We start from the raw sequence: 18,614 nt of genomic DNA, 5'->3' as shown, positions 1-18,614 counted from the left end.
CTCAATGGCGGGCCGCACTGGCCCGCCTCCGCCCTCAAGCCCGGACCGGCCCATGCAAGACGACGTGATCCTGAACATCTCTGACCTCCACAAATCCTTTGGCGCGGTGCGCGCCCTGCGTGGGGTCAATTTCGAACTGCGCAGGGGAGAGATCCATGCCCTGGCCGGGGAAAACGGTGCGGGCAAATCTACCTTGATGAATATCATCGACGGCATCCTGCAGCCCGACAGCGGAACCATCTGCTGGAACGGCACCCCCGTCAGCATCGCCTCGCCCACCGAAGCCCAAAAACTGGGGATCGGGCTGGTGCATCAGGAAATTGCTCTGTGTCCGGATGTGAGTGTTGCCGAAAACATCTTTATGTCCGCCACCAACATCAGCCGCCGCCTGCTGATGGACTATCGCGCCCTGGAAGACCGCGCGCGCAGCATCCTCGGACAGCTCGCCGATATCGACCCGGCCATGCTGGTGCGTGATCTGCCGATTTCCCATCAACAGCTGGTCGAAATCGCCAAGGCCCTGACCCTCGATTGCAAGGTGCTCATCCTGGATGAACCCACCGCAGCCCTGACCGAACGCGAAGCCCAGATCCTGTTTTCGATCATGCGGCGTTTGGCCGATCAGGGGATTTCCATCATCTATATCTCGCACCGAATGGTCGAGATCTTTGACAATTGTGACCGGGTCACGGTGTTTCGCGATGGCCAGTATATCACCACCCAGACTGTCGCGGATATCGCGCCATCAGATGTGGTCAACGCGATGGTCGGGCGGGTGGTCGACACGCTTTATCCGGACAAGATGCGCCCGCAGGATGGCGCGTCGGACAGGACACCACCGATCCTTGACGTGCGCAACCTCAGCGAAGCGCAGCGCTTTCGCGACATTTCCTTTCAACTCAAACGTGGCGAGGTGCTGGGGCTGGCAGGTCTGATTGGCGCCGGACGCAGCGAGATCGTCAAAGGCATCTGCCAGCTGGAAGGCGATGTTTCAGGTGACATTTCGCTCAACGGCACCCCCCTGTCGATCAGGACCTATGGGGACAGCATCCGTGCAGGGATGGTCTATCTTTCCGAAGATCGCAAAGGCGACGGTGTCTTTCTCGACATGTCGATTGCCGAAAACATCTCGGCCCTCGACCTTGGGCTTGTCGGCAACCGGGTCGGCACCATTGATGCCGCGCGCGAAACGGATCTGGCTGAAACGCTCGCCGCCAAGCTGAACATCAAATACGGCCGCCTCAGCGATCCGGTTTCCTCGCTTTCCGGGGGCAACCAGCAAAAGGTGGCCATTGCCAAGATGCTGTCGGTCGATCCCAAACTGATCTTTCTGGATGAGCCGACGCGCGGCGTCGATGTGGGCGCCAAGGCCGAAATCCACCGCATCCTGCGTGACCTGGCGCGCTCTGGCGTGGGCATCGTGGTGATCTCATCGGAACTGCCCGAACTGATCGGGGTCTGTGACCGCGTACTGGTCGTTCGGGAGGGACAGATCAGTGGCGAAGTCAGCGGTGAAGACATGACCGAAGAAAACATCATGCATCTGGCCTCCGTTCTGGACGCCGCCGATGCCCAACTGCAAAGCGCCTGAGGGAGGCACCCGTGGAAAAGTCGATCAATCTGGCACCGCCTGCAACACAGGGCATGGGTGCGCTGAAGAAACTCCTCAGAATGCGCGAGACAGGGCTGATCCTGATTATTCTGGCGCTCTGTATCGGGATGTCCTTTGCCTCGCCCTACTTTCTGACCTGGGTCAACATCCGCGCGATGGTCATGGCCTTCGCGGTTGAAGGCATCGTGGTGGTCGGCATGACCATTCTGCTGATCTCAGGCGGCATTGATCTGTCAGTGGGCTCTGTTACAGCACTGGCAATGGTGATTGCGGGCTGGCTTTTCCTGCAGGGCATCGACCCTTGGGTTGCCTCGCTGATCTCGATTGCCGCCTGCACCGGCATTGGCGCTTTCATGGGGTTTTTCGTCACCCGCGTCGGCCTGCACCACTTTATCGTCTCCCTCGCAGTGATGGTGATTGCCCGTGGCGCCTGTCTCTTGTTCACCGGCGGTCGCCCCATTGGTCTCTTTACCCTGCCTGCTGAGTTCAAATTCATCGGTCAGGGGGCCATTGGCCCGATCCCGCTGGTCATTATCATCTTTCTGATCGTGGTCCTGGCCTTTGACTTCATGCTGCGCCGCACCACCGCATTTCGCAAAGTGTTCTACACCGGCAGCAACGAAAAGGCCGCCGCCTATTCCGGCATCCGCACGAAAAAGGTCATTTTCCTCACCACCACGCTCTGCTCTGCGCTTTGTGGTGTGGCGGGCATCATCTACATGGCCCGCTTTGGCTCGGCCCAGCCGACCTTTGGACTTGGGATGGAACTGAATGTCATCGCCGCCGCCGTGATCGGTGGGGCCAGCCTCAATGGCGGCTCCGGCACCATCTTCGGTGCCATCCTTGGCGCGGTGCTGTTGTCGGTCGTCTCCAGTTCCCTCGCCCTCCTCGATGTCTCGGTCTACTGGCAGGACATCATCCGAGGCTCGATCCTGTTGGCGGCGGTATCCATCGACCACTATCTGAACAAGCGGCGGAGGTGAGCAGATGGCCGATCCAAGCCCCGACTTTCAACTGACCCGACAGATCCACACTGTTCTTGTCCTGCACTTCATCGAAGGCATGAAACAGTCCGAAATCGCAACCAAACTGAACCTCTCCACCTCCAAGGTGAACCGCCTGATCGCCCAGGGCCGGAAACTGGGGATGGTCAAGATCGACATCGAAAGCCCGTTTGAGAGGCTGTCAGAGCTTGAGGCCCGTCTGGTTTCCGCCACCGCCCTCAGCTCGGCGATGGTGACCCCAACGGTGTCCGGCAATGCCGACACCAAGCTGCAGCAGGTGGGCAAAGCAGCCGCGAACATGCTGATGGAGACAATCCGTGACGGCGACGTCATTGCCATCACCGGCGGCAAGGCGGTCAGCGCGGTGGTCGAAAACCTCTCGCCAGAGCGGGCGCTCGACGTGACGGTGGTGCCGCTGACGGGCGGGGTTCAGGGGAAATTCTACACCGACGTAAATCACCTTGTGACACGGATGGCCGAACGTCTGGGCGGCAAGCCGATGTTGGTGCATGCCCCGCTCTTTGCCGAGAACACGGAACAGCGCAACATGCTGACCGACATGGCGTCCATCAAGGAAGTCTTTGATCTGGCCCGCAGGGCGGATGTGGCGCTGACGGGGATCGGGTCGGTAGAGCCGCGCGGCTCCAGCTACTACGACCTCAACCCGGTCCCCGAAGCCGATCGCAAGATGCTTGTCAGCATGGGGGTCACGGCAGAATTCATGGCCCATCTGATCGGACGCAACGGTCAGCTGGCAGACTATGGGCTGAACCGGCGTCTCGTCGCCCTCAGCCCCGAGGAAATCCGCAGCTGCCGCACCGTGATCGGCGTGGCAGCAGGCCCCCACAAGGCCCGCCCCATCCAGGCGGTTTTGAACGGGCATTTGGTCAACAAACTGGTTTTGGACGAGGAGACCGTGACAGCGGTCCTCGCACAGATGGAAGGAACAGAACATGCAGCATGACATGATGAAACGCGCCATTGGCCGCTCCGGCATCGAGGCCTCGGTGATCGGGCTTGGCACCTGGGCCATTGGTGGCTGGATGTGGGGCGGCACGGACGAAGACGCCTCGATCTCGGCCATTCAGGCCTCGGTGGATGCGGGGGTCACGCTCATCGATACGGCCCCGGCCTATGGTCAGGGCCTGGCCGAAGAAATCGTCGGCAAGGCCTTGCAGGGACGGCGGGATGAGGTCGTGCTGGCCACGAAATGCGGGCTCGTCTGGCACACCCAGAAAGGCAACCACTTCTTTGACTACGATGGCGCGCCGGTTCACCGCTATCTGGGCAAGGACGCGATCATCTACGAGGTCGAACAAAGCCTGCGCCGCCTGCGCACCGATTACATCGACCACTACGTCACCCATTGGCAGGATCCGACCACGCCGATCGACGAAACGATGGAGGCGTTGGAGCAGCTCAAAACACAGGGCAAGATCCGCTCCATCGGGGCCAGCAACACCACCACCGAAGACATCTCCGCCTATGTCGCGGCAGGCCAGCTGGACGCGGTGCAGGAAGAATACAGCATGGTCAAACGTGACATTGAAACCTCGCTTCTGCCCCTGTGCAGCGAGCATGGGGTTTCGGTGCTGAGCTATTCGTCGCTGGCGCTTGGCCTGCTGAGTGGCAAGGTCGGACCGGATCGCGTCTTTTCCGGCGACGATCAGCGCAAGGACAATCCGCGCTTTTCGCAGCCCAACCGGCAGAAGATCGCCGCCATGATGGAGGACATCGCCCCGGTCGCGGACCAACATGACGCCAGCCTTGCGCAGATCGTGATTGCCTGGACCGTGCAGCAGCCTGGCATCACCTTCTCGCTCTGCGGGGCGCGAAACCCGCAACAGGCCCGCGAAAACGCCGCCGCCGGGAGATTGCGGCTCAGCGCAGAGGAACTCGACCTGATCAGCCACGCGGCAGCGCGGCATCTGCGCGACCTCGACGCCTAACCCCAACCCGCCCCTATCCGCCATTGCAACGCCGGGACACGCAGTCCCGGCGAACGGAAGAGACATGCCCATGACCCGACAGGACGATTTCGACCGCATCCGCCAGAATGGCGATTTTGACGTCCTTGTCATTGGGGGCGGGATCAACGGCCTTGGCGTTTACCGGGATCTGTCGCTGCAGGGGCTGCGCGTGCTTTTGGTGGAAAAACACGATTTCTGCTCCGGCTGCAGTGCTGCCCCCTCCCGGATGATCCACGGCGGTCTGCGCTATCTTGAAAACGGGGAATTTGATCTGGTCCGGGAATCTCTGGCCGAGCGGGACGCCCTTTTGCGCAACGCACCACATCTGGTGCTGCCCCTGCCGACCACCATTCCGCTGACCACCCATCTGTCCGGCCTGTTCAACGCCGCAATCAGCTTTTTCGGCTGGGCGGGTCGTCCGGCCCAACGCGGCGCGCTCCCTGTGAAAGTGGGCCTGTCGCTCTATGATTTTGTCACCCGCAAGCGCCGCCAACTGCCCCCCCACCGCTTTCGCACCGCGCGCGCAACCCATCGCAAGTGGCCCGATCTGATGCAGGATCTGCGCTATTCCGCGACCTATTATGATGCGTGGATCTCCATGCCCGAACGCCTGGGGATTGAGCTGATCCGCGACACAAGGCACGCGGCCCCGCACTCCATCGCGCTGAACTACGCCGAGGCCCGCCCCATTGGGGACGGATTTGAAATCTGCGACCGGGAAAGCGGCCTGAGCCATGCGATCCGCCCCAAACTAATCATCAACGCGTCTGGGGCGTGGCTGGACGAGGTACGCCATAGTCTTGCCCCCCCGAAACCGGGAAACATCGGCGACCGCAGACCGCTGGTTTCCGGCACCAAGGGGTCACATCTCATCCTTGAGGCGCCAGAGCTGTTCCGGGCGCTGGATGGGCACATGATCTTTTTCGAAAATGCCGATGGCCGGGTTTGCATCGTGTTTCCCTATCTCGGAAAAGTGCTTGCAGGCTCCACCGATATTCGCGTCGACACTGTCGGGCGGACCCGCTGCGAAGACAGCGAACGCGACTATATTCTGGCCTCGCTGCGCCGCGTCTTCCCCGATCTGGCCCTTACGCCCGATCAGGTCGTCTTCAGCTATAGCGGCATCCGCCCCCTGCCCCGCAGCGATCAGGAATTCACCGGGCGGATCTCACGCGGCCATTTCACCCATCGGATCGACGGGGACATCCCCCAGATCTGCATGGTGGGTGGCAAATGGACCACCTTCCGCGCCTTCGCCGAACAAACCGCAGACGAAGCGCTGGAGGTGCTGGGAACAGCGCGCAAATGCTCCACACAGGATTTGCCGATTGGGGGGGGACGCGATTTTCCGCGCGATCACGCAACCCTTGCCGCCACATTGGCGCAGACCTTTGGACTGGGCCAAGAACGTGCCCACCACCTTGCCCAGACCTACGGCACCACTGCCCACGAACTGCTGCGCCAATGTTCGCTGCAATCAGCCCCCCTGCCCCAGGACGCGGATCAGGCTGTCAGCAGCGGCGAAATCGACTGGTTCGTGACCCATGAATACGCCCGCCACCTCTCTGATGTGGTTCTGCGTCGCACCAGCCTGGCCATCACCGGCCGGATTTCCCTGCTGATGATCCAGGACATCGCCATGCAGATGGCAAAGACACTCGGCTGGAGTGGCGACACCACCCAGACAGAAATCGAAACCCTCATCACCGAGCTGCACCAATACCACGGCGTCAGCGCCGAAATGCTCGCACAAAGATCAAGACCAAGGAGTACCCAATGCGCCTAAGCACCAAAGCCCGCATGAACCGTCTTTTCACCCACGGCGGTTGCCTCGACGTGGCGATCGATCACGGGGTCTGCAATGAACCTAGCTTCATGGTCGGACTGGAAGACATGCCGGCCGTCATGAACACGCTGATCGACGCACGCCCGGACGCCATCCAATGCGCCTATGGTCAGGCCGATCTGCTGCAAAGCCGTCCGGAAAAGGACAAACCAGCACTGGTCATGCGCATCGACATGGGCAACCCCTACAATGACCAGCGTCACCGTGTGATGTGGTCGATGCTGCAAAACGCAGACGAGCCGATCATCGGTGCCCTCGAAATGGATGCCGCCGCGGTTGTTGTGAACCTGTTCATGCTGCCGGACGAGCCGGAACTGTTTCGCCAATGCGTCGAAAACATCTCGCGCGTGCGCGCAGCCTGCCACAAATACGGCATGCCGCTGATGATCGAACCGCTGGTCATGCTGCCCAATGACGTGCGCGGCGGCTATCAGGTTGATGGCAACGCAGAGAAAATCGTCACCCTCACCCGTCTGGCAAGCGAGATGGGCGCCGACATCATCAAGGCCGACCCGACCGAAAACCCCGAAGACTTTCACCGCGTGGTCGAAGCAGCGCGGGTGCCAGTCCTTGTGCGCGGCGGCGGCAAGGAAGACCTCAAGACCGTGCTGATGAAATCGGCCGCTCTTATGGCGCAGGGCGCAAAAGGCATGGTCTATGGCCGCAATATCTATCAGCATGACAACCCAAAGGCCGTCGTGTCCGCTCTCATGGCGATGATCCATCAGGGCGCAAGTGGCGAAGAAGCATGGGATATCTACAACCGTGGCTGACACTAGCGAATATCTGTTGGGGCTGGATGCCGGCAACACCGTGATCAAGGCCGTCCTGTTTGATACGGACGGCCACCAGATCGCCATGGCGGCCCTTGATGGGGCCTCCCAAACACCTGCCCCCGGTCAGGTAGAGCGCGATCTGGATGAACTATGGGACAACGCCCGCCAGGCCATCCGCGCCTGCATCACCAAGGCCGGGATCCGGCCAGAGCAGATCCGCGCCATTGGCTGTGCGGGCCACGGCAATGGTCTGTATCTCATTGACCGAGCGGGAGAGCCGGTCATCGGCATCCAGTCCCTTGATACCCGCGCCAGCGCGCTTGCTGCGCAGCTGGACGTAGAGGCAGGCGATGCGCTGCACGAAATCTGCCTGCAGTCGCCCTGGCCCTCGCAGACTCCGGTCCTTCTGGCCTGGGTCAAGCAAAACCGCCCCGATCTCTATAGCCGCGCGGCGACCTTGCTGATGTGCAAGGATTTCGTGACCTTCCGGCTCACCGGGCAGCGGCGCAGCGACCTCTCCGACATGTCGGGCTGCGGGCTGCTGCGCCTGCCTCAGGCCCGTTATGACAGCGACCTGCTCGCGCTCTACGGCCTTGAAGACGCCGCCGCCCTGCTCCCCGATCTGGCGGACCCGGCCGATATCATCGGCACCGTCACCCAAGAGGCCGCCGCCAGCACTGGCCTGGCCCAAGGCACGCCCGTGATTGCAGGGTATTTCGACGTGGTATCCAGCGCGATGGGCTCTGGTGTGGTGGAACCGTCAGAGGCTTCGATCATCGCGGGCACCTGGAGCATCAATCAGGTCTTTTCCAAGGAACCGGTGCGCAACCGCGATGTCTTCGTGGTCGCAGCCTTTGGTGCAGGCCGGTATCTCAATATCGAATCCAGCGCGACGTCAGCGGCCAATCTGGAATGGTACGTCCGCGAATTCGTCGAACGCGGCGGCCATCACGATGATCCCTTCGGCTACTGCAATGCCCGCGTCCAAGAAATCACGCCGGCGGCGGATGACCCGCTCTTTCATCCCTTCCTTTATGGCTCGCGCGAGGGAGCATCCTTTCGGGCCGGATTTTACGGCGTGGCCGGCTGGCACGGAGAAGGTCACCTGTTACGCGCCCTGTTTGAAGGGGTGATGTTCGAACACCGCCGCCATATCGAAGTGCTGCGCGCAGCCGGCGTCACCTTCGACAACGCTGCCCTGTCGGGAGGCGGCGCGCGCAGCCCGGTCTGGCCACAGATTTTTGCCGATGGTCTGGGCGTGCCTGTCCGCGTTGCAGAAGCGCAGGAAACCGGGGCGCTTGGCGCAGCGATTGGCGCCGGGGTCGGTACCGGACTGTTTGGTGACTACGAAAGCGGCCTGCGCCAGATGGTCCGCACCCGGCAGACCTTTGTCCCCGACCCGGACATGGCCGCGCATTACGAAACCCGCTACCGCCGTTACCTCGCGCTTCGCGACGCCCTTCGCCCACTATGGGCCGAAACGCATCTCTGACCCACAAGAGAGCAACAGACAGGGCGACCCTCCGCCCCCGCTGCAGGACATCACAGCAATGACAACGACCCAACCGCACGATCGCGGCGACTACGACTATATCATCATCGGCGCAGGCACTGCGGGCTGCGTTCTTGCCAACCGGCTCAGCGCGGACCCCAAAAACCGCGTCCTGCTTTTGGAGGCAGGCGGATCGGACAATTACCATTGGGTCCATATCCCGGTCGGCTATCTCTATTGCATCGGCAATCCGCGAACCGACTGGATGATGAAAACCGCGCCGGAACCGGGGCTGAACGGGCGCAGCCTCGCCTACCCGCGTGGCAAGGTGCTGGGAGGCTGCACCTCGGTCAACGGCATGATCTACATGCGCGGCCAGTCCAGCGACTACGACCTGTGGCGCCAGCTGGGCAATCCCGGCTGGTCCTGGGAGGACGTGCTGCCCTATTTCCGCAAATCCGAAGACCACCACGCTGGCAAAACCGCCCTGCACGGTGGTGGCGGCGAATGGAAAGTCTCGCGGCAGAAATTGAAATGGGACATTCTTGATGCCGTCCAGGAAGGTGCAAAGGAGTTCGGCATTCAACCGCGCGCCGATTTCAACGACGGCAACAACGAAGGCTCCGGCTTTTTCGAAGTGAACCAGAATAACGGCGTGCGCTGGAACACCGCCAAGGCCTTTTTGCGCCCCGCCAGAAACCGCAGCAACCTGCGCGTCCTCACCCATGCAGAAACCCGCCAGATCCGACTGGATGGCAAACGGGCAGAGGCGGTGATCTTTCACCACAAGGGCCGCAACTGTGTCGCGCGCGCGCGCCGCGAGGTGCTGTTGGCAGCAGGTGCAATCAACTCGCCAAAGATCCTTGAACTCTCCGGCATCGGCAATGGTGATCTGCTGTCCTCACTCGGGATCGCGCCGCTGCATGATTTGCCGGGGGTTGGCGAGAACCTGCAGGACCATCTGCAGATCCGCACGGTTTTCAAGGTAAAGAACGCCAAGACACTGAACACATTGGCCAATTCCACACTCGGCAAGCTGAAGATCGGCGCGCAATATGCGTTCAATCAAAGCGGACCAATGTCGATGGCGCCCAGCCAATTCGGCATGTTCACCAAATCCGACCCCTCGCTCGAAATGCCCGATCTGGAATATCACGTCCAACCCCTGTCCACCGACAAACTGGGGGATCCACTGCATCCCTTCCCGGCGATCACCGTCTCGGTCTGCAACCTGCGCCCGCAAAGCACCGGCAGCTGCCATATCGCCACGCCAGACAGCAGCCGTCAGCCTGACATTCGCCTGAATTATCTCTCCAGCGAAAACGACAAACGCGTAGCCGTTGCCTCAATCCGCCAGGCCAGGGAGATCATGACCGCAAAGGCGCTTGCCAAACATGAGCCTGAGGAAATCCTGCCCGGCCCCAAAATCCAAAGCGACGCCGATATCCTGGAGCAAGCGGGAAATATCGCCACCACCATCTTTCACCCCGTCGGCACCTGCCGCATGGGCACCGACCCCGCCGCCGTGGTTGACCCGCAGCTGCGCGTCAATGGGATTTCCGGGCTAAGGGTCGTCGATGCCTCAATCATGCCAAGGATTGTCTCGGGCAACACCGCCTCGCCGGTCATCATGATCGCAGAAAAAGCCGCCGATATGATCCTGTCAGGCCAATAACATCAGCACAAAACCACGCAACTGCGACTGCTGTGACATCTGACAAATTGGGGAGGATGGTGGGTGATAAGAGATTTGAACTCCTGACATCTTCGATGTGAACGAAGCGCTCTACCACTGAGCTAATCACCCGTGAGGGCGGTATTACCGGGCAGGCTTCTGCGCTGCAAGAGGGAGGGCGCAAAAATTTTCGGTCGCGGGCAAATTTCTGCCCCGTCCCTGCCCGCGCGAGAAACTGCCGTGCCCCTAGCCCAGCGGCAATTGGTTGCGATCAATCATCGTGCGCAGCGTAAAGCTCGAGCGCGTGTTGCGAATACCGGGCACGCGCATCAGGCGGTGCTCCAGAAATTGGTCAAAATCCGTCAGGTCCCGCGCCACCACGCGCAGCAGAATATCCCGGCTGCCCGTCATCAGATAGCACTCCATCACCTGATCGAACCGCCGCACCGCCGCCTCGAACGCCTGCAGCGCTTCGGTGGATTGCCGCTCCAGCTCTACCGCGACAAATATCGTCACCGGAAGCCCAACCTCCGCCTGGTTGACCCGCGCCGAATAACCCGAAATCACCCCCCGATCTTCGAGGTTGGCCACTCTGCGCGCACAGGGGGTCGGCGACAGCCCAACGGCCTCTGCAAGGTCTGCAATCTTCATCCGGCCATTGTCCTGCAAGGCGGCAAGGATCTTGCGATCGATCTGATCCACGATTTTCCTCCAATACTGGCGGTTAAGATAGCGGAAATCTCCAAATCTGGCAATTCATACGCGTGAATTTGGCGAAAACCGGCAAACAGCTGGTGGTAATCTCTGTCGAAACGGAGGAGCACCCCACCCATGACACTCACACTCACCCCTGTCGCCACACCGACGCATGAAGAAATCTACCGCGTCGAAGACGCCTCTGTTGGGCTGACCGGCTTTATCGCCGTCCATTCGACCCTGCTGGGTCCGGCGGCGGGTGGGCTGCGCATGCGCCCCTATGACAGCGCCGAGGACGCGCTGGTCGACGTGCAGCGTCTGTCCGAGGGCATGACCTACAAAAATGCCGCTGCGGGCCTCGCCCTTGGTGGCGGCAAGGCGGTGATCATCGGTGATCCCGCCAAGGACAAGACCCCCGAGCTGCTGCGGGCATTTGCCCGTGCCATCGACAAGCTGGACGGCCGCTACATCACTGCCGAAGACATGGGCATGAGCCCGACCGACATGGCGATCCTGGCCGAGGAAACGAACCATGTTGCCGGTCTTTCGGATGGTGAATTTGCCTCTGGCGACCCCTCGCCGATCACCGCGCGGGGCATTTTCAACGCGATCCGTCAGACCTGGGCGCATAAAACCGGCAGCGACAGTCTCAAGGACGTAACCATTTCCGTGCAGGGGCTTGGTCACGTGGGCTGGTATCTCTGCGATTTCCTCAACAAGGCAGGCGCAAAACTGGTGGTCACGGATGTCAACACCACCCAGGTCGCGCGCGCAGTCGAGAGCTTTGGCGCCACGGCAGTCACCCCGGATCAGATCTATGCGGTTGAGGCAGACATCTTTGCCCCCTGCGCCATCGGTGGGATCCTGAACGCAACCACCATACCCCAGCTCAAGGTCGCTGTTGTTGCGGGTGGGGCGAACAACCAGCTGGCCACCGCTGAGGATGGTCAGGCGCTGCATGCCCGTGGCATCCTTTACGCCCCGGATTTCGTTGCAAACGGCGGCGGCATCATCAATGTGGCGACCGAGATTCTCAAGATCGGCAACCGCAACGCCTATGTTGCAGAGCGCCTTGATGCGCTGGTGGTGACACTTGACGCCATCCTGAAACAGGCAACCGCCGAAGACACCAGCCCGGATGCCGTGGCCATCGCAACCGTTCAGGCCAAGATGGCGCCAAAGGCCGCCTAGACCAGACCATTCGACGGGCCCCGCCCTGCGCGGCCCATCGGATCAACCCCGCCGCGCAAGAGCGGGCGCCAGACGGAAGAGCCCGAAACATCGGGAAAAAGTATAAAACCTTATCCGGGCGGCCCCAATGGGGTCGCCCTTTTTCATGCCAGCAGTGTCCAGGCGCCGGGCGCTGAACCAATCGCGCGCCCGCGCGTTGAGGTGAAAAGCCACCAAACCAGACCAAAGCGACGGAGGACAAGATGGCCCTGTTTCACCCCGACAATCGCAACCGCAGCGACCGCCACAAGAAGATCTACGCATATTGCGAAATCGCCTACACCTTTGTCGATGTCTCTGCCGCGCTGCTGTTTGTGGTGGGCTCTATCCTGTTTTTCAATGATGCGACCGTGACGATCGGAACCTGGCTGTTCCTGATCGGCTCAATCCTCTTCGGCATGCGCCCTACGATCAAATTGTACCGTGAAATCATGTATATCCGCCTTGGCGACTATGAGGATGTCGCAGGCAAATAGGGCCGCAGGACAGGACCGAAACCGCCTGTCACAGTTTTCCAGCTCGCACAGTTCGCCCGCTCGCACGGCTTGGCTGTCAGGTCGACGCCTGCACAGCCACATGCAAAAGGGCGACCCATAGGGCCGCCCTTTGCGTTTAGTCCATTGCGTTCAGTTCAATGCGTTCAGATCAAACTGGCAATCAATGTGCCGTTGCGCTCGCGCTGTCATCGGATGCGCCCAGTGCCGCCTTGGCGGCTGCTGCGGCCTCTTCTGCATCCTCGTCCCATTCAATGGGCTCCGGCTGCGAAACAAGCGCGTGCTTCAGCACTTCGGACACATGGCTGACAGGGATGATTTCCAGCCCTTCTTTCACGTTATCCGGAATATCCGGCAGGTCTTTTTCGTTTTCCTGCGGAATCAGCACAGTCTTGATGCCGCCACGCAGCGCCGCCAGCAGCTTCTCCTTGAGACCACCAATCGCGGTTGCATTGCCACGCAGGGTCACCTCGCCGGTCATGGCGATGTCCTTGCGCACCGGGATTTGCGTCAGCACCGACACAATACCCGTCACCATAGCAAGGCCCGCGCTCGGCCCGTCCTTGGGGGTGGCCCCATCCGGCACGTGCACGTGAATGTCCCACTTGTCAAAGCGCGGCGGCTTGATGCCCAACTGCGGAGAGATGGAGCGCACATAGCTAGATGCCGCCTCGATCGACTCCTTCATGACATCGCCCAGCTTGCCGGTGGTCTTCATCCGACCCTTGCCCGGCAGGCGCAGCGCCTCGATGCTCAGCAGCTCACCACCGACTGAGGTATAGGCAAGGCCGGTGACAACACCCACCTGATCCTCTTTCTCGGCCAGACCATAACGGTACTTTGCAACCCCAAGGAAATCATCAAGATTTTCTGGCGTGACCGTGACGCTTTCGGTCTCTTTCTTGACGATCTTGGTCAGCGACTTTCGCGCCACCTTGGCAATTTCACGCTCCAGGTTCCGCACGCCCGCCTCGCGGGTGTAGGTGCGGATCACCTCGGTCAGCGCCTCATCGGTCAGCTCGAACTCCTTGGCCTTCAGACCGTGGTTCTTGACCTGCTTGGAAATCAGGTGCTGCTTGGCGATCTCGCGCTTTTCGTCCTCGGTGTAGCCAGACAGCGGAATGATCTCCATCCGGTCCAACAGCGGCCCAGGCATGTTGTAGCTGTTCGAGGTGGTCAGGAACATCACGTTCGACAGGTCATATTCCACTTCCAGATAGTGGTCCATGAAGGTCGCGTTCTGTTCCGGATCCAGCACTTCCAGCATCGCCGAGGCAGGGTCGCCACGGAAATCCTGCCCCATCTTGTCGATCTCATCGAGCAGGATCAGCGGGTTGGTGGTTTTTGCCTTTTTCAGCGCCTGAATGATCTTGCCGGGCATGGACCCGATATACGTCCGGCGGTGGCCGCGGATCTCGCTTTCGTCACGCACCCCGCCCAGGGAAATGCGGATGAATTCACGCCCCGTTGCCTTGGCCACGGATTTACCAAGCGAGGTTTTACCAACACCCGGAGGGCCAACAAGGCACAGGATCGGGCCCTTCAGCTTGGCAGAGCGCTGCTGCACCGCGAGATATTCGACGATGCGTTCCTTGACCTTCTCCAGACCATAGTGGTCGGCATCCAGAATGTCCTGCGCCCGGCTCAGGTCCTTTTTGACGCGGGATTTGGTGCCCCACGGCAGCGCCAGGATCCAGTCGAGGTAGTTGCGCACAACTGTGGCCTCGGCGGACATGGGCGACATGTTCTTGAGCTTCTTCAGCTCGCCTTCGGCTTTTTCGCGCGCCTCTTTGGACAGCTTGGTTTCCGCGATCTTCGCTTCCAGCTCGGCCACCTCGTTAGAGCCGTCCTCGCTGTCGCCCAGCTCCTTCTGAATGGCCTTCATCTGCTCATTCAGGTAATACTCGCGCTGGGTTTTCTCCATCTGCGATTTGACGCGGGTCTTGATCTTCTTTTCGACCTGCAGAACCGACAATTCGCCCTGCATCAGGCCATAGACCTTTTCAAGACGCTCGGACACCGACAGCGTTTCCAGCAGCTCTTGCTTGCGGTCCACTTCGATGCCCAGATGGCCAGCCACAAGATCCGCCAGTTTGGCAGGTTCGGTGGTCTCACCCACGGCAGACAGCGCCTCTTCGGGGATGTTCTTGCGGACCTTCGCATAGCGCTCGAACTCGTCGCCAACGGTGCGCAGCAGCGCTTCGACAGTGGTGACGTCACCGGGAATTTCGCTCAGGTATTCTGCGCGCGCCTCAAAGAAGCTGTCGTTTTCCAGATATTCGGTGATCTTGACGCGGGCGTGGCCTTCAACCAGCACTTTGACAGTGCCATCAGGCAGCTTCAGCAGCTGCAGAACATTGGCCAGCACGCCGACATTGTAGATGCCATCGGACTGCGGATCGTCCTCGCCGGGATCGATCTGACTGGACAGCAGGATCTGCTTGTCATCGGCCATCACCTCTTCCAAGGCGCGCACCGATTTGTCCCGCCCGACGAACAGCGGCACGATCATGTGGGGAAAGACCACGATGTCGCGCAGCGGCAGGACGGGATAGGATGAATTGAGTGGCTCTTGCATACTCGGTCCTTTGGTTTGGCAAGACGCCCCCACCCCGGTTATCGGCAGCTACGGCGCGTCTCCTCTTTGGAATTGTTATCTGGTGCAGCGCTTGTCACATTTCAACCGCCGTGCCTCAAGGTTGGGATCACATTGCCCGCTGCGCCAGCGGACCACAAGGCACCAAATCGACAGAAGGTTCCCAAAAGGTGAAAGGCGGCCCTGTCAGAGCCGCCCTTTTGCGCGTTTCTTGCAAAAACCTGCCTTTTCGCCCCGCAAAGGCGCAAAAACCGGCCTATTTCGTCGCCGTTTGTGTCAAATGAGTCAGGCTGCCACCTTTACCTGCATGGGCCTCGCCATCATCCAGCAACGCAAAAATCGCCACACCAGCCGCCAGCAGAACCATCAGCGAGCAATGCGCAAGTCCGGTTGAAACAGTCTCATTCATCGGGTCTCTCCACTCCACTCATTCCAGTACGCCTCCCACTTCAGCGCGCGTTTGTGGCGCAAAAGTGTTCGGTGCTGGACCGGCCAGTGAACATTCCCTCAAGTTTGACTTAACGCTGGCAGCGATGGCCCCTAAAGCCGCTCAATATCGCCCTGCGCGCGGGTGTCGTGAAAATCCTTCTGCCAGGCTTCAAACGTGCCCGCCGCAATCGCCTCGCGCATTCCGCCCATGATCTCCTGGAAGTAATGCAGGTTGTGCCAGGTCAGCAGCATGCCGGAGATCATCTCGTTGGAGCGGAACACATGGTGCAGGTAGGCGCGGGAATAGTTGCTGCACGCCGGGCAGGCGCACTTCTCATCAAGCGGGCGCGGGTCGTCCTGGTGGCGGGCGTTCTTGATGTTCACCACGCCATAGCGGGTAAACGCCTGACCCGTGCGGCCAGAACGCGACGGCAGCACACAGTCCATCATGTCGATCCCGCGCGCCACCGCGCCGACGATATCATCGGGTTTGCCCACCCCCATCAGGTAGCGCGGCTTGTCCTCGGGCAGGAAACCGGGGGCGTAATCCAGACAGTCGAACATCGCCTCCTGCCCCTCGCCCACCGCAAGACCGCCAACGGCATAGCCCTCAAAACCGATCTTCTTCAGCGCCTCGGCGCTTTCTTCGCGCAGGTCCTGCTCCAGCCCGCCCTGCATGATCCCAAACAGCGCATGGCCCGGACGGTCCCCGAACGCCTCGCGCGACCGCTCGGCCCAACGCATGGACAGGCGCATTGATTCAGCAATGCGGTCGCGGTCCGCAGGCAGCGCGGGGCATTCGTCGAAACACATCACGATGTCAGACCCCAACAGTCGCTGGATCTCCATTGAGCGTTCCGGCGTCAGCTCGTGTTTGGAGCCATCCACATGGGATTTGAAGGTCACGCCCTTCTCGGTCAGCTTGCGCAATCCCGCCAGCGACATCACCTGAAAGCCGCCGCTATCCGTCAGGATCGGGCGTTCCCAGTTCATGAATTTGTGCAAGCCCCCCAAACGGTCGATGCGTTCCGCCGTCGGGCGCAGCATCAGGTGGTAGGTATTGCCGAGCAAAATGTCGGCGCCGGTCGCGCGCACGCTTTCGGGCATCATGGCCTTCACGGTTGCAGCAGTGCCAACCGGCATGAAAGCAGGCGTGCGGATCTCGCCACGCGGGGTATTGATGACACCTGTGCGTGCCTTACCGTCGGTTGCCTTCAGTTCGAAGTTGAAAAGCTCTGCCATCTCGTATTCCTGCCGTTACCATGACACCGGCAATCCGGTGATTCCCCCTAATGCCAAGGAGCCCCGCGCATGTCCACAGCAGACCAGGCGCCAACATTGAAACTCGGATGGGAAGAATGGGTCGGCCTGCCCGATCTCGGCCTGCCTGCGTTGCGGGTCAAGGTCGACACAGGTGCCCGCACCTCGTCGCTCCATGCCACCGAAATCGAAACCTTCGGGCCACAGAACGCCCCCAAGGTCCGCTTTCTCGTGCATCCCATTCCGGGTCAGTTCGATCTTGCGATCCCCTGCTCCGCCGTGATCAAGGACCGTCGCGATGTGACCTCCTCCAATGGCGAGAGCGAGCTGCGCTATGTGATCGAAACCAACCTGGCGATTGCCGGGCACCAGTGGCCGATCGAGCTGACGCTCACCGACCGCAGCGGCATGGCGCTTCATATGCTGCTTGGCCGTCAGGCGCTGACCGACAATATCAGCGTGGTGCCTGCCGAACGGCTTTGCCAGCCCGAGTTGGATTACTCGGTCTATTCCTCCGCCAGCATCCGCAAATCCGCCCCCAAACGGGCGCTGCGCATCGCTGTTCTTAGCCGCGAAGACAATTATTCCACCCGCCGCCTCGTCGAAGAGGGCGAGGCGCGGGGTCATACGGTTGAGGTCATCAATACCACCCGCTGCTATATGGCAATCAACGCGCTGGCGCCGGAAATCCACTATGACGGCAAACGCCTGCCCCGCTATGACGCCGTGATCCCGCGCATCGGCGCATCCATCACCCAATACGGCACCGCGCTTTTGCGGCAGTTCGAAACGCTGGGCACATTCTGCGTCAACGGCTCTGACGGCATCACCGCCAGCCGCGACAAGCTGCACGCCCATCAGGTGCTGGCGCGCCACCGGATCGGCATGCCCTCCACCGCCTTTGCCGCCTCACCCAAGGACACCGCAAACCTGATCAATATCGCAGGCGGTGCGCCCCTGATCGTCAAGCTGTTGGAAAGCACTCAGGGCAAAGGCGTGGTTCTGGCCGAAACCAAGAAAGCGGCGGAAAGTGTGATCACCGCCTTCCGTGGGCTCAAGGCAAACTTTCTCGTGCAGCAATTCGTCAAGGAAGCCGCAGGAGAGGACATCCGCTGCCTTGTCGTCGGCTCGCGGGTTGTCGCGGCGATGAAACGCTCCGGGGCTGAGGGGGATTTTCGCTCCAACCTCCATCTCGGCGGCAGCGCCACATCCGTGCGCATCAGCAAGGAAGAGCGCGCCACCGCCGTGCAGGCCGCCCGCGCCTTTGGGCTCAATGTGGCAGGTGTGGATCTGCTGCGTTCGGAAACCGGCCCAAAGGTGCTGGAGGTGAACTCCTCCCCCGGCCTTGAGGGGATCGAACGCACCTCCACAAAGAACATCGCCGGGCTGATCTATGACGAAATCGAGAACCGCGTCCGCCCCAGCCCACTGCGCCGCCGCATTGCGCCGGCCTCCTCGTGACAGATCACAAGATCTTGAAAATCAACCGCGCGACACCCAAATGCATACCATAGCATACATTCATTGAAGGACA

Annotated in this window: 15 protein-coding genes and 1 tRNA gene; 11 read left to right on the top strand and 5 right to left on the bottom strand. The window is 60.8% G+C overall.

Features of this window, described 5'->3' with window-relative positions; translation table 11 throughout:
* Positions 1–52 precede the first annotated feature (52 nt).
* The 8 genes from KUV39_RS09685 to KUV39_RS09650 all read left to right on the top strand — a co-directional run bounded on the left by KUV39_RS09685 (position 53) and on the right by KUV39_RS09650 (position 10,375).
* The gene (locus KUV39_RS09685; protein WP_168578381.1) at positions 53–1,591 is read left to right on the top strand and encodes a sugar ABC transporter ATP-binding protein; all 1,539 of its coding nucleotides are present in this window, start codon (positions 53–55) and stop codon (positions 1,589–1,591) included.
* A gap of 11 nt (positions 1,592–1,602) precedes the next feature.
* Entirely contained in the window at positions 1,603–2,595 is a 993-nt protein-coding gene (locus KUV39_RS09680) for an ABC transporter permease (RefSeq protein WP_008561771.1), read from the top strand.
* A 4-nt stretch (positions 2,596–2,599) separates the two neighbouring features.
* A complete protein-coding gene (locus tag KUV39_RS09675; protein WP_008559998.1) occupies positions 2,600–3,580 on the top strand; it encodes a sugar-binding transcriptional regulator in 981 nt (326 codons plus the stop codon).
* Positions 3,570–4,565: an aldo/keto reductase gene (locus KUV39_RS09670; protein ID WP_222459650.1), complete on the top strand. Its 996-nt coding sequence runs from the start codon at positions 3,570–3,572 to the stop codon at positions 4,563–4,565. The genes KUV39_RS09675 and KUV39_RS09670 overlap by 11 nt, the downstream gene beginning before the upstream one ends.
* Positions 4,566–4,635: 70 nt before the next feature.
* Positions 4,636–6,372, top strand: coding sequence for a glycerol-3-phosphate dehydrogenase/oxidase (locus tag KUV39_RS09665; protein ID WP_222459649.1), 1,737 nt, complete (start codon positions 4,636–4,638; stop codon positions 6,370–6,372).
* Positions 6,363–7,205, top strand: a complete 843-nt coding sequence (locus tag KUV39_RS09660) for a class I fructose-bisphosphate aldolase (protein WP_050672694.1) — start codon at positions 6,363–6,365, stop codon at positions 7,203–7,205. Before KUV39_RS09665 ends, KUV39_RS09660 begins: the two co-directional genes overlap by 10 nt.
* The gene (locus KUV39_RS09655; RefSeq protein ID WP_222459648.1) at positions 7,198–8,700 is read left to right on the top strand and encodes an FGGY-family carbohydrate kinase; all 1,503 of its coding nucleotides are present in this window, start codon (positions 7,198–7,200) and stop codon (positions 8,698–8,700) included. Before KUV39_RS09660 ends, KUV39_RS09655 begins: the two co-directional genes overlap by 8 nt.
* A gap of 58 nt (positions 8,701–8,758) precedes the next feature.
* Positions 8,759–10,375, top strand: coding sequence for a GMC family oxidoreductase (locus KUV39_RS09650; protein ID WP_222459647.1), 1,617 nt, complete (start codon positions 8,759–8,761; stop codon positions 10,373–10,375).
* 57 nt (positions 10,376–10,432) lie between these two features.
* Here the strand turns inward: KUV39_RS09650 and KUV39_RS09645 are convergent.
* Positions 10,433–10,507, bottom strand: a tRNA-Val gene (locus KUV39_RS09645).
* A gap of 114 nt (positions 10,508–10,621) precedes the next feature.
* Complete coding sequence (locus KUV39_RS09640; RefSeq protein ID WP_008559052.1) at positions 10,622–11,077, bottom strand: Lrp/AsnC family transcriptional regulator; 456 nt, start codon at positions 11,075–11,077, stop codon at positions 10,622–10,624.
* Between the two features lie 129 nt (positions 11,078–11,206).
* Between KUV39_RS09640 and KUV39_RS09635 the strand changes: the two genes are divergently transcribed.
* Together KUV39_RS09635 and KUV39_RS09630 are read left to right on the top strand one after the other, a co-directional pair.
* Positions 11,207–12,262, top strand: a complete 1,056-nt coding sequence (locus tag KUV39_RS09635; protein WP_222459646.1) for a Leu/Phe/Val dehydrogenase — start codon at positions 11,207–11,209, stop codon at positions 12,260–12,262.
* Between the two features lie 242 nt (positions 12,263–12,504).
* On the top strand, positions 12,505–12,777 hold the full coding sequence (locus KUV39_RS09630; RefSeq protein WP_008560522.1) for a YrhK family protein: 273 nt from the start codon (positions 12,505–12,507) through the stop codon (positions 12,775–12,777).
* 181 nt (positions 12,778–12,958) lie between these two features.
* On the opposite strand, the gene lon is transcribed toward KUV39_RS09630, so the two are convergent.
* The 3 genes from lon to tgt form a co-directional block, all read right to left on the bottom strand.
* Positions 12,959–15,373, bottom strand: a complete 2,415-nt coding sequence (lon, locus tag KUV39_RS09625) for an endopeptidase La (protein WP_008563282.1) — start codon at positions 15,371–15,373, stop codon at positions 12,959–12,961.
* 274 nt (positions 15,374–15,647) lie between these two features.
* Complete coding sequence (locus KUV39_RS09620) at positions 15,648–15,800, bottom strand: hypothetical protein (RefSeq protein WP_008559840.1); 153 nt, start codon at positions 15,798–15,800, stop codon at positions 15,648–15,650.
* 131 nt (positions 15,801–15,931) lie between these two features.
* Entirely contained in the window at positions 15,932–17,062 is a 1,131-nt protein-coding gene (gene tgt, locus KUV39_RS09615) for a tRNA guanosine(34) transglycosylase Tgt (protein ID WP_222459645.1), read from the bottom strand.
* Positions 17,063–17,131: 69 nt separating this feature from the next.
* On the opposite strand from tgt, the gene rimK reads away from it, so the two are divergent.
* Positions 17,132–18,541, top strand: a complete 1,410-nt coding sequence (rimK, locus tag KUV39_RS09610) for a 30S ribosomal protein S6--L-glutamate ligase (RefSeq protein ID WP_222459644.1) — start codon at positions 17,132–17,134, stop codon at positions 18,539–18,541.
* Positions 18,542–18,614 lie beyond the last annotated feature (73 nt).

This window comes from Phaeobacter italicus, assembly GCF_019801785.1.
Lineage (GTDB): Bacteria > Pseudomonadota > Alphaproteobacteria > Rhodobacterales > Rhodobacteraceae > Phaeobacter > Phaeobacter italicus.
The sequence above is the reverse complement of the archived record's forward strand: the minus strand, read 5'-3'. Positions and strand labels throughout refer to the sequence as shown.

Bases quoted from the DNA above. Each gene is read 5' to 3' on its own strand.
- KUV39_RS09685 (WP_168578381.1), top strand. From the start codon at position 53: ATGCAAGACGACGTGATCCTGAACATCTCTGACCTCCACAAATCCTTT.
- KUV39_RS09675 (WP_008559998.1), top strand. From the start codon at position 2,600: ATGGCCGATCCAAGCCCCGACTTTCAACTGACCCGACAGATCCACACT.
- KUV39_RS09670 (WP_222459650.1), top strand. From the start codon at position 3,570: ATGCAGCATGACATGATGAAACGCGCCATTGGCCGCTCCGGCATCGAG.
- KUV39_RS09665 (WP_222459649.1), top strand. From the start codon at position 4,636: ATGACCCGACAGGACGATTTCGACCGCATCCGCCAGAATGGCGATTTT.
- KUV39_RS09660 (WP_050672694.1), top strand. From the start codon at position 6,363: ATGCGCCTAAGCACCAAAGCCCGCATGAACCGTCTTTTCACCCACGGC.
- KUV39_RS09650 (WP_222459647.1), top strand. From the start codon at position 8,759: ATGACAACGACCCAACCGCACGATCGCGGCGACTACGACTATATCATC.
- KUV39_RS09635 (WP_222459646.1), top strand. From the start codon at position 11,207: ATGACACTCACACTCACCCCTGTCGCCACACCGACGCATGAAGAAATC.
- KUV39_RS09630 (WP_008560522.1), top strand. From the start codon at position 12,505: ATGGCCCTGTTTCACCCCGACAATCGCAACCGCAGCGACCGCCACAAG.
- lon (WP_008563282.1), bottom strand. From the start codon at position 15,373: ATGCAAGAGCCACTCAATTCATCCTATCCCGTCCTGCCGCTGCGCGAC.
- KUV39_RS09620 (WP_008559840.1), bottom strand. From the start codon at position 15,800: ATGAATGAGACTGTTTCAACCGGACTTGCGCATTGCTCGCTGATGGTT.
- tgt (WP_222459645.1), bottom strand. From the start codon at position 17,062: ATGGCAGAGCTTTTCAACTTCGAACTGAAGGCAACCGACGGTAAGGCA.
- rimK (WP_222459644.1), top strand. From the start codon at position 17,132: ATGTCCACAGCAGACCAGGCGCCAACATTGAAACTCGGATGGGAAGAA.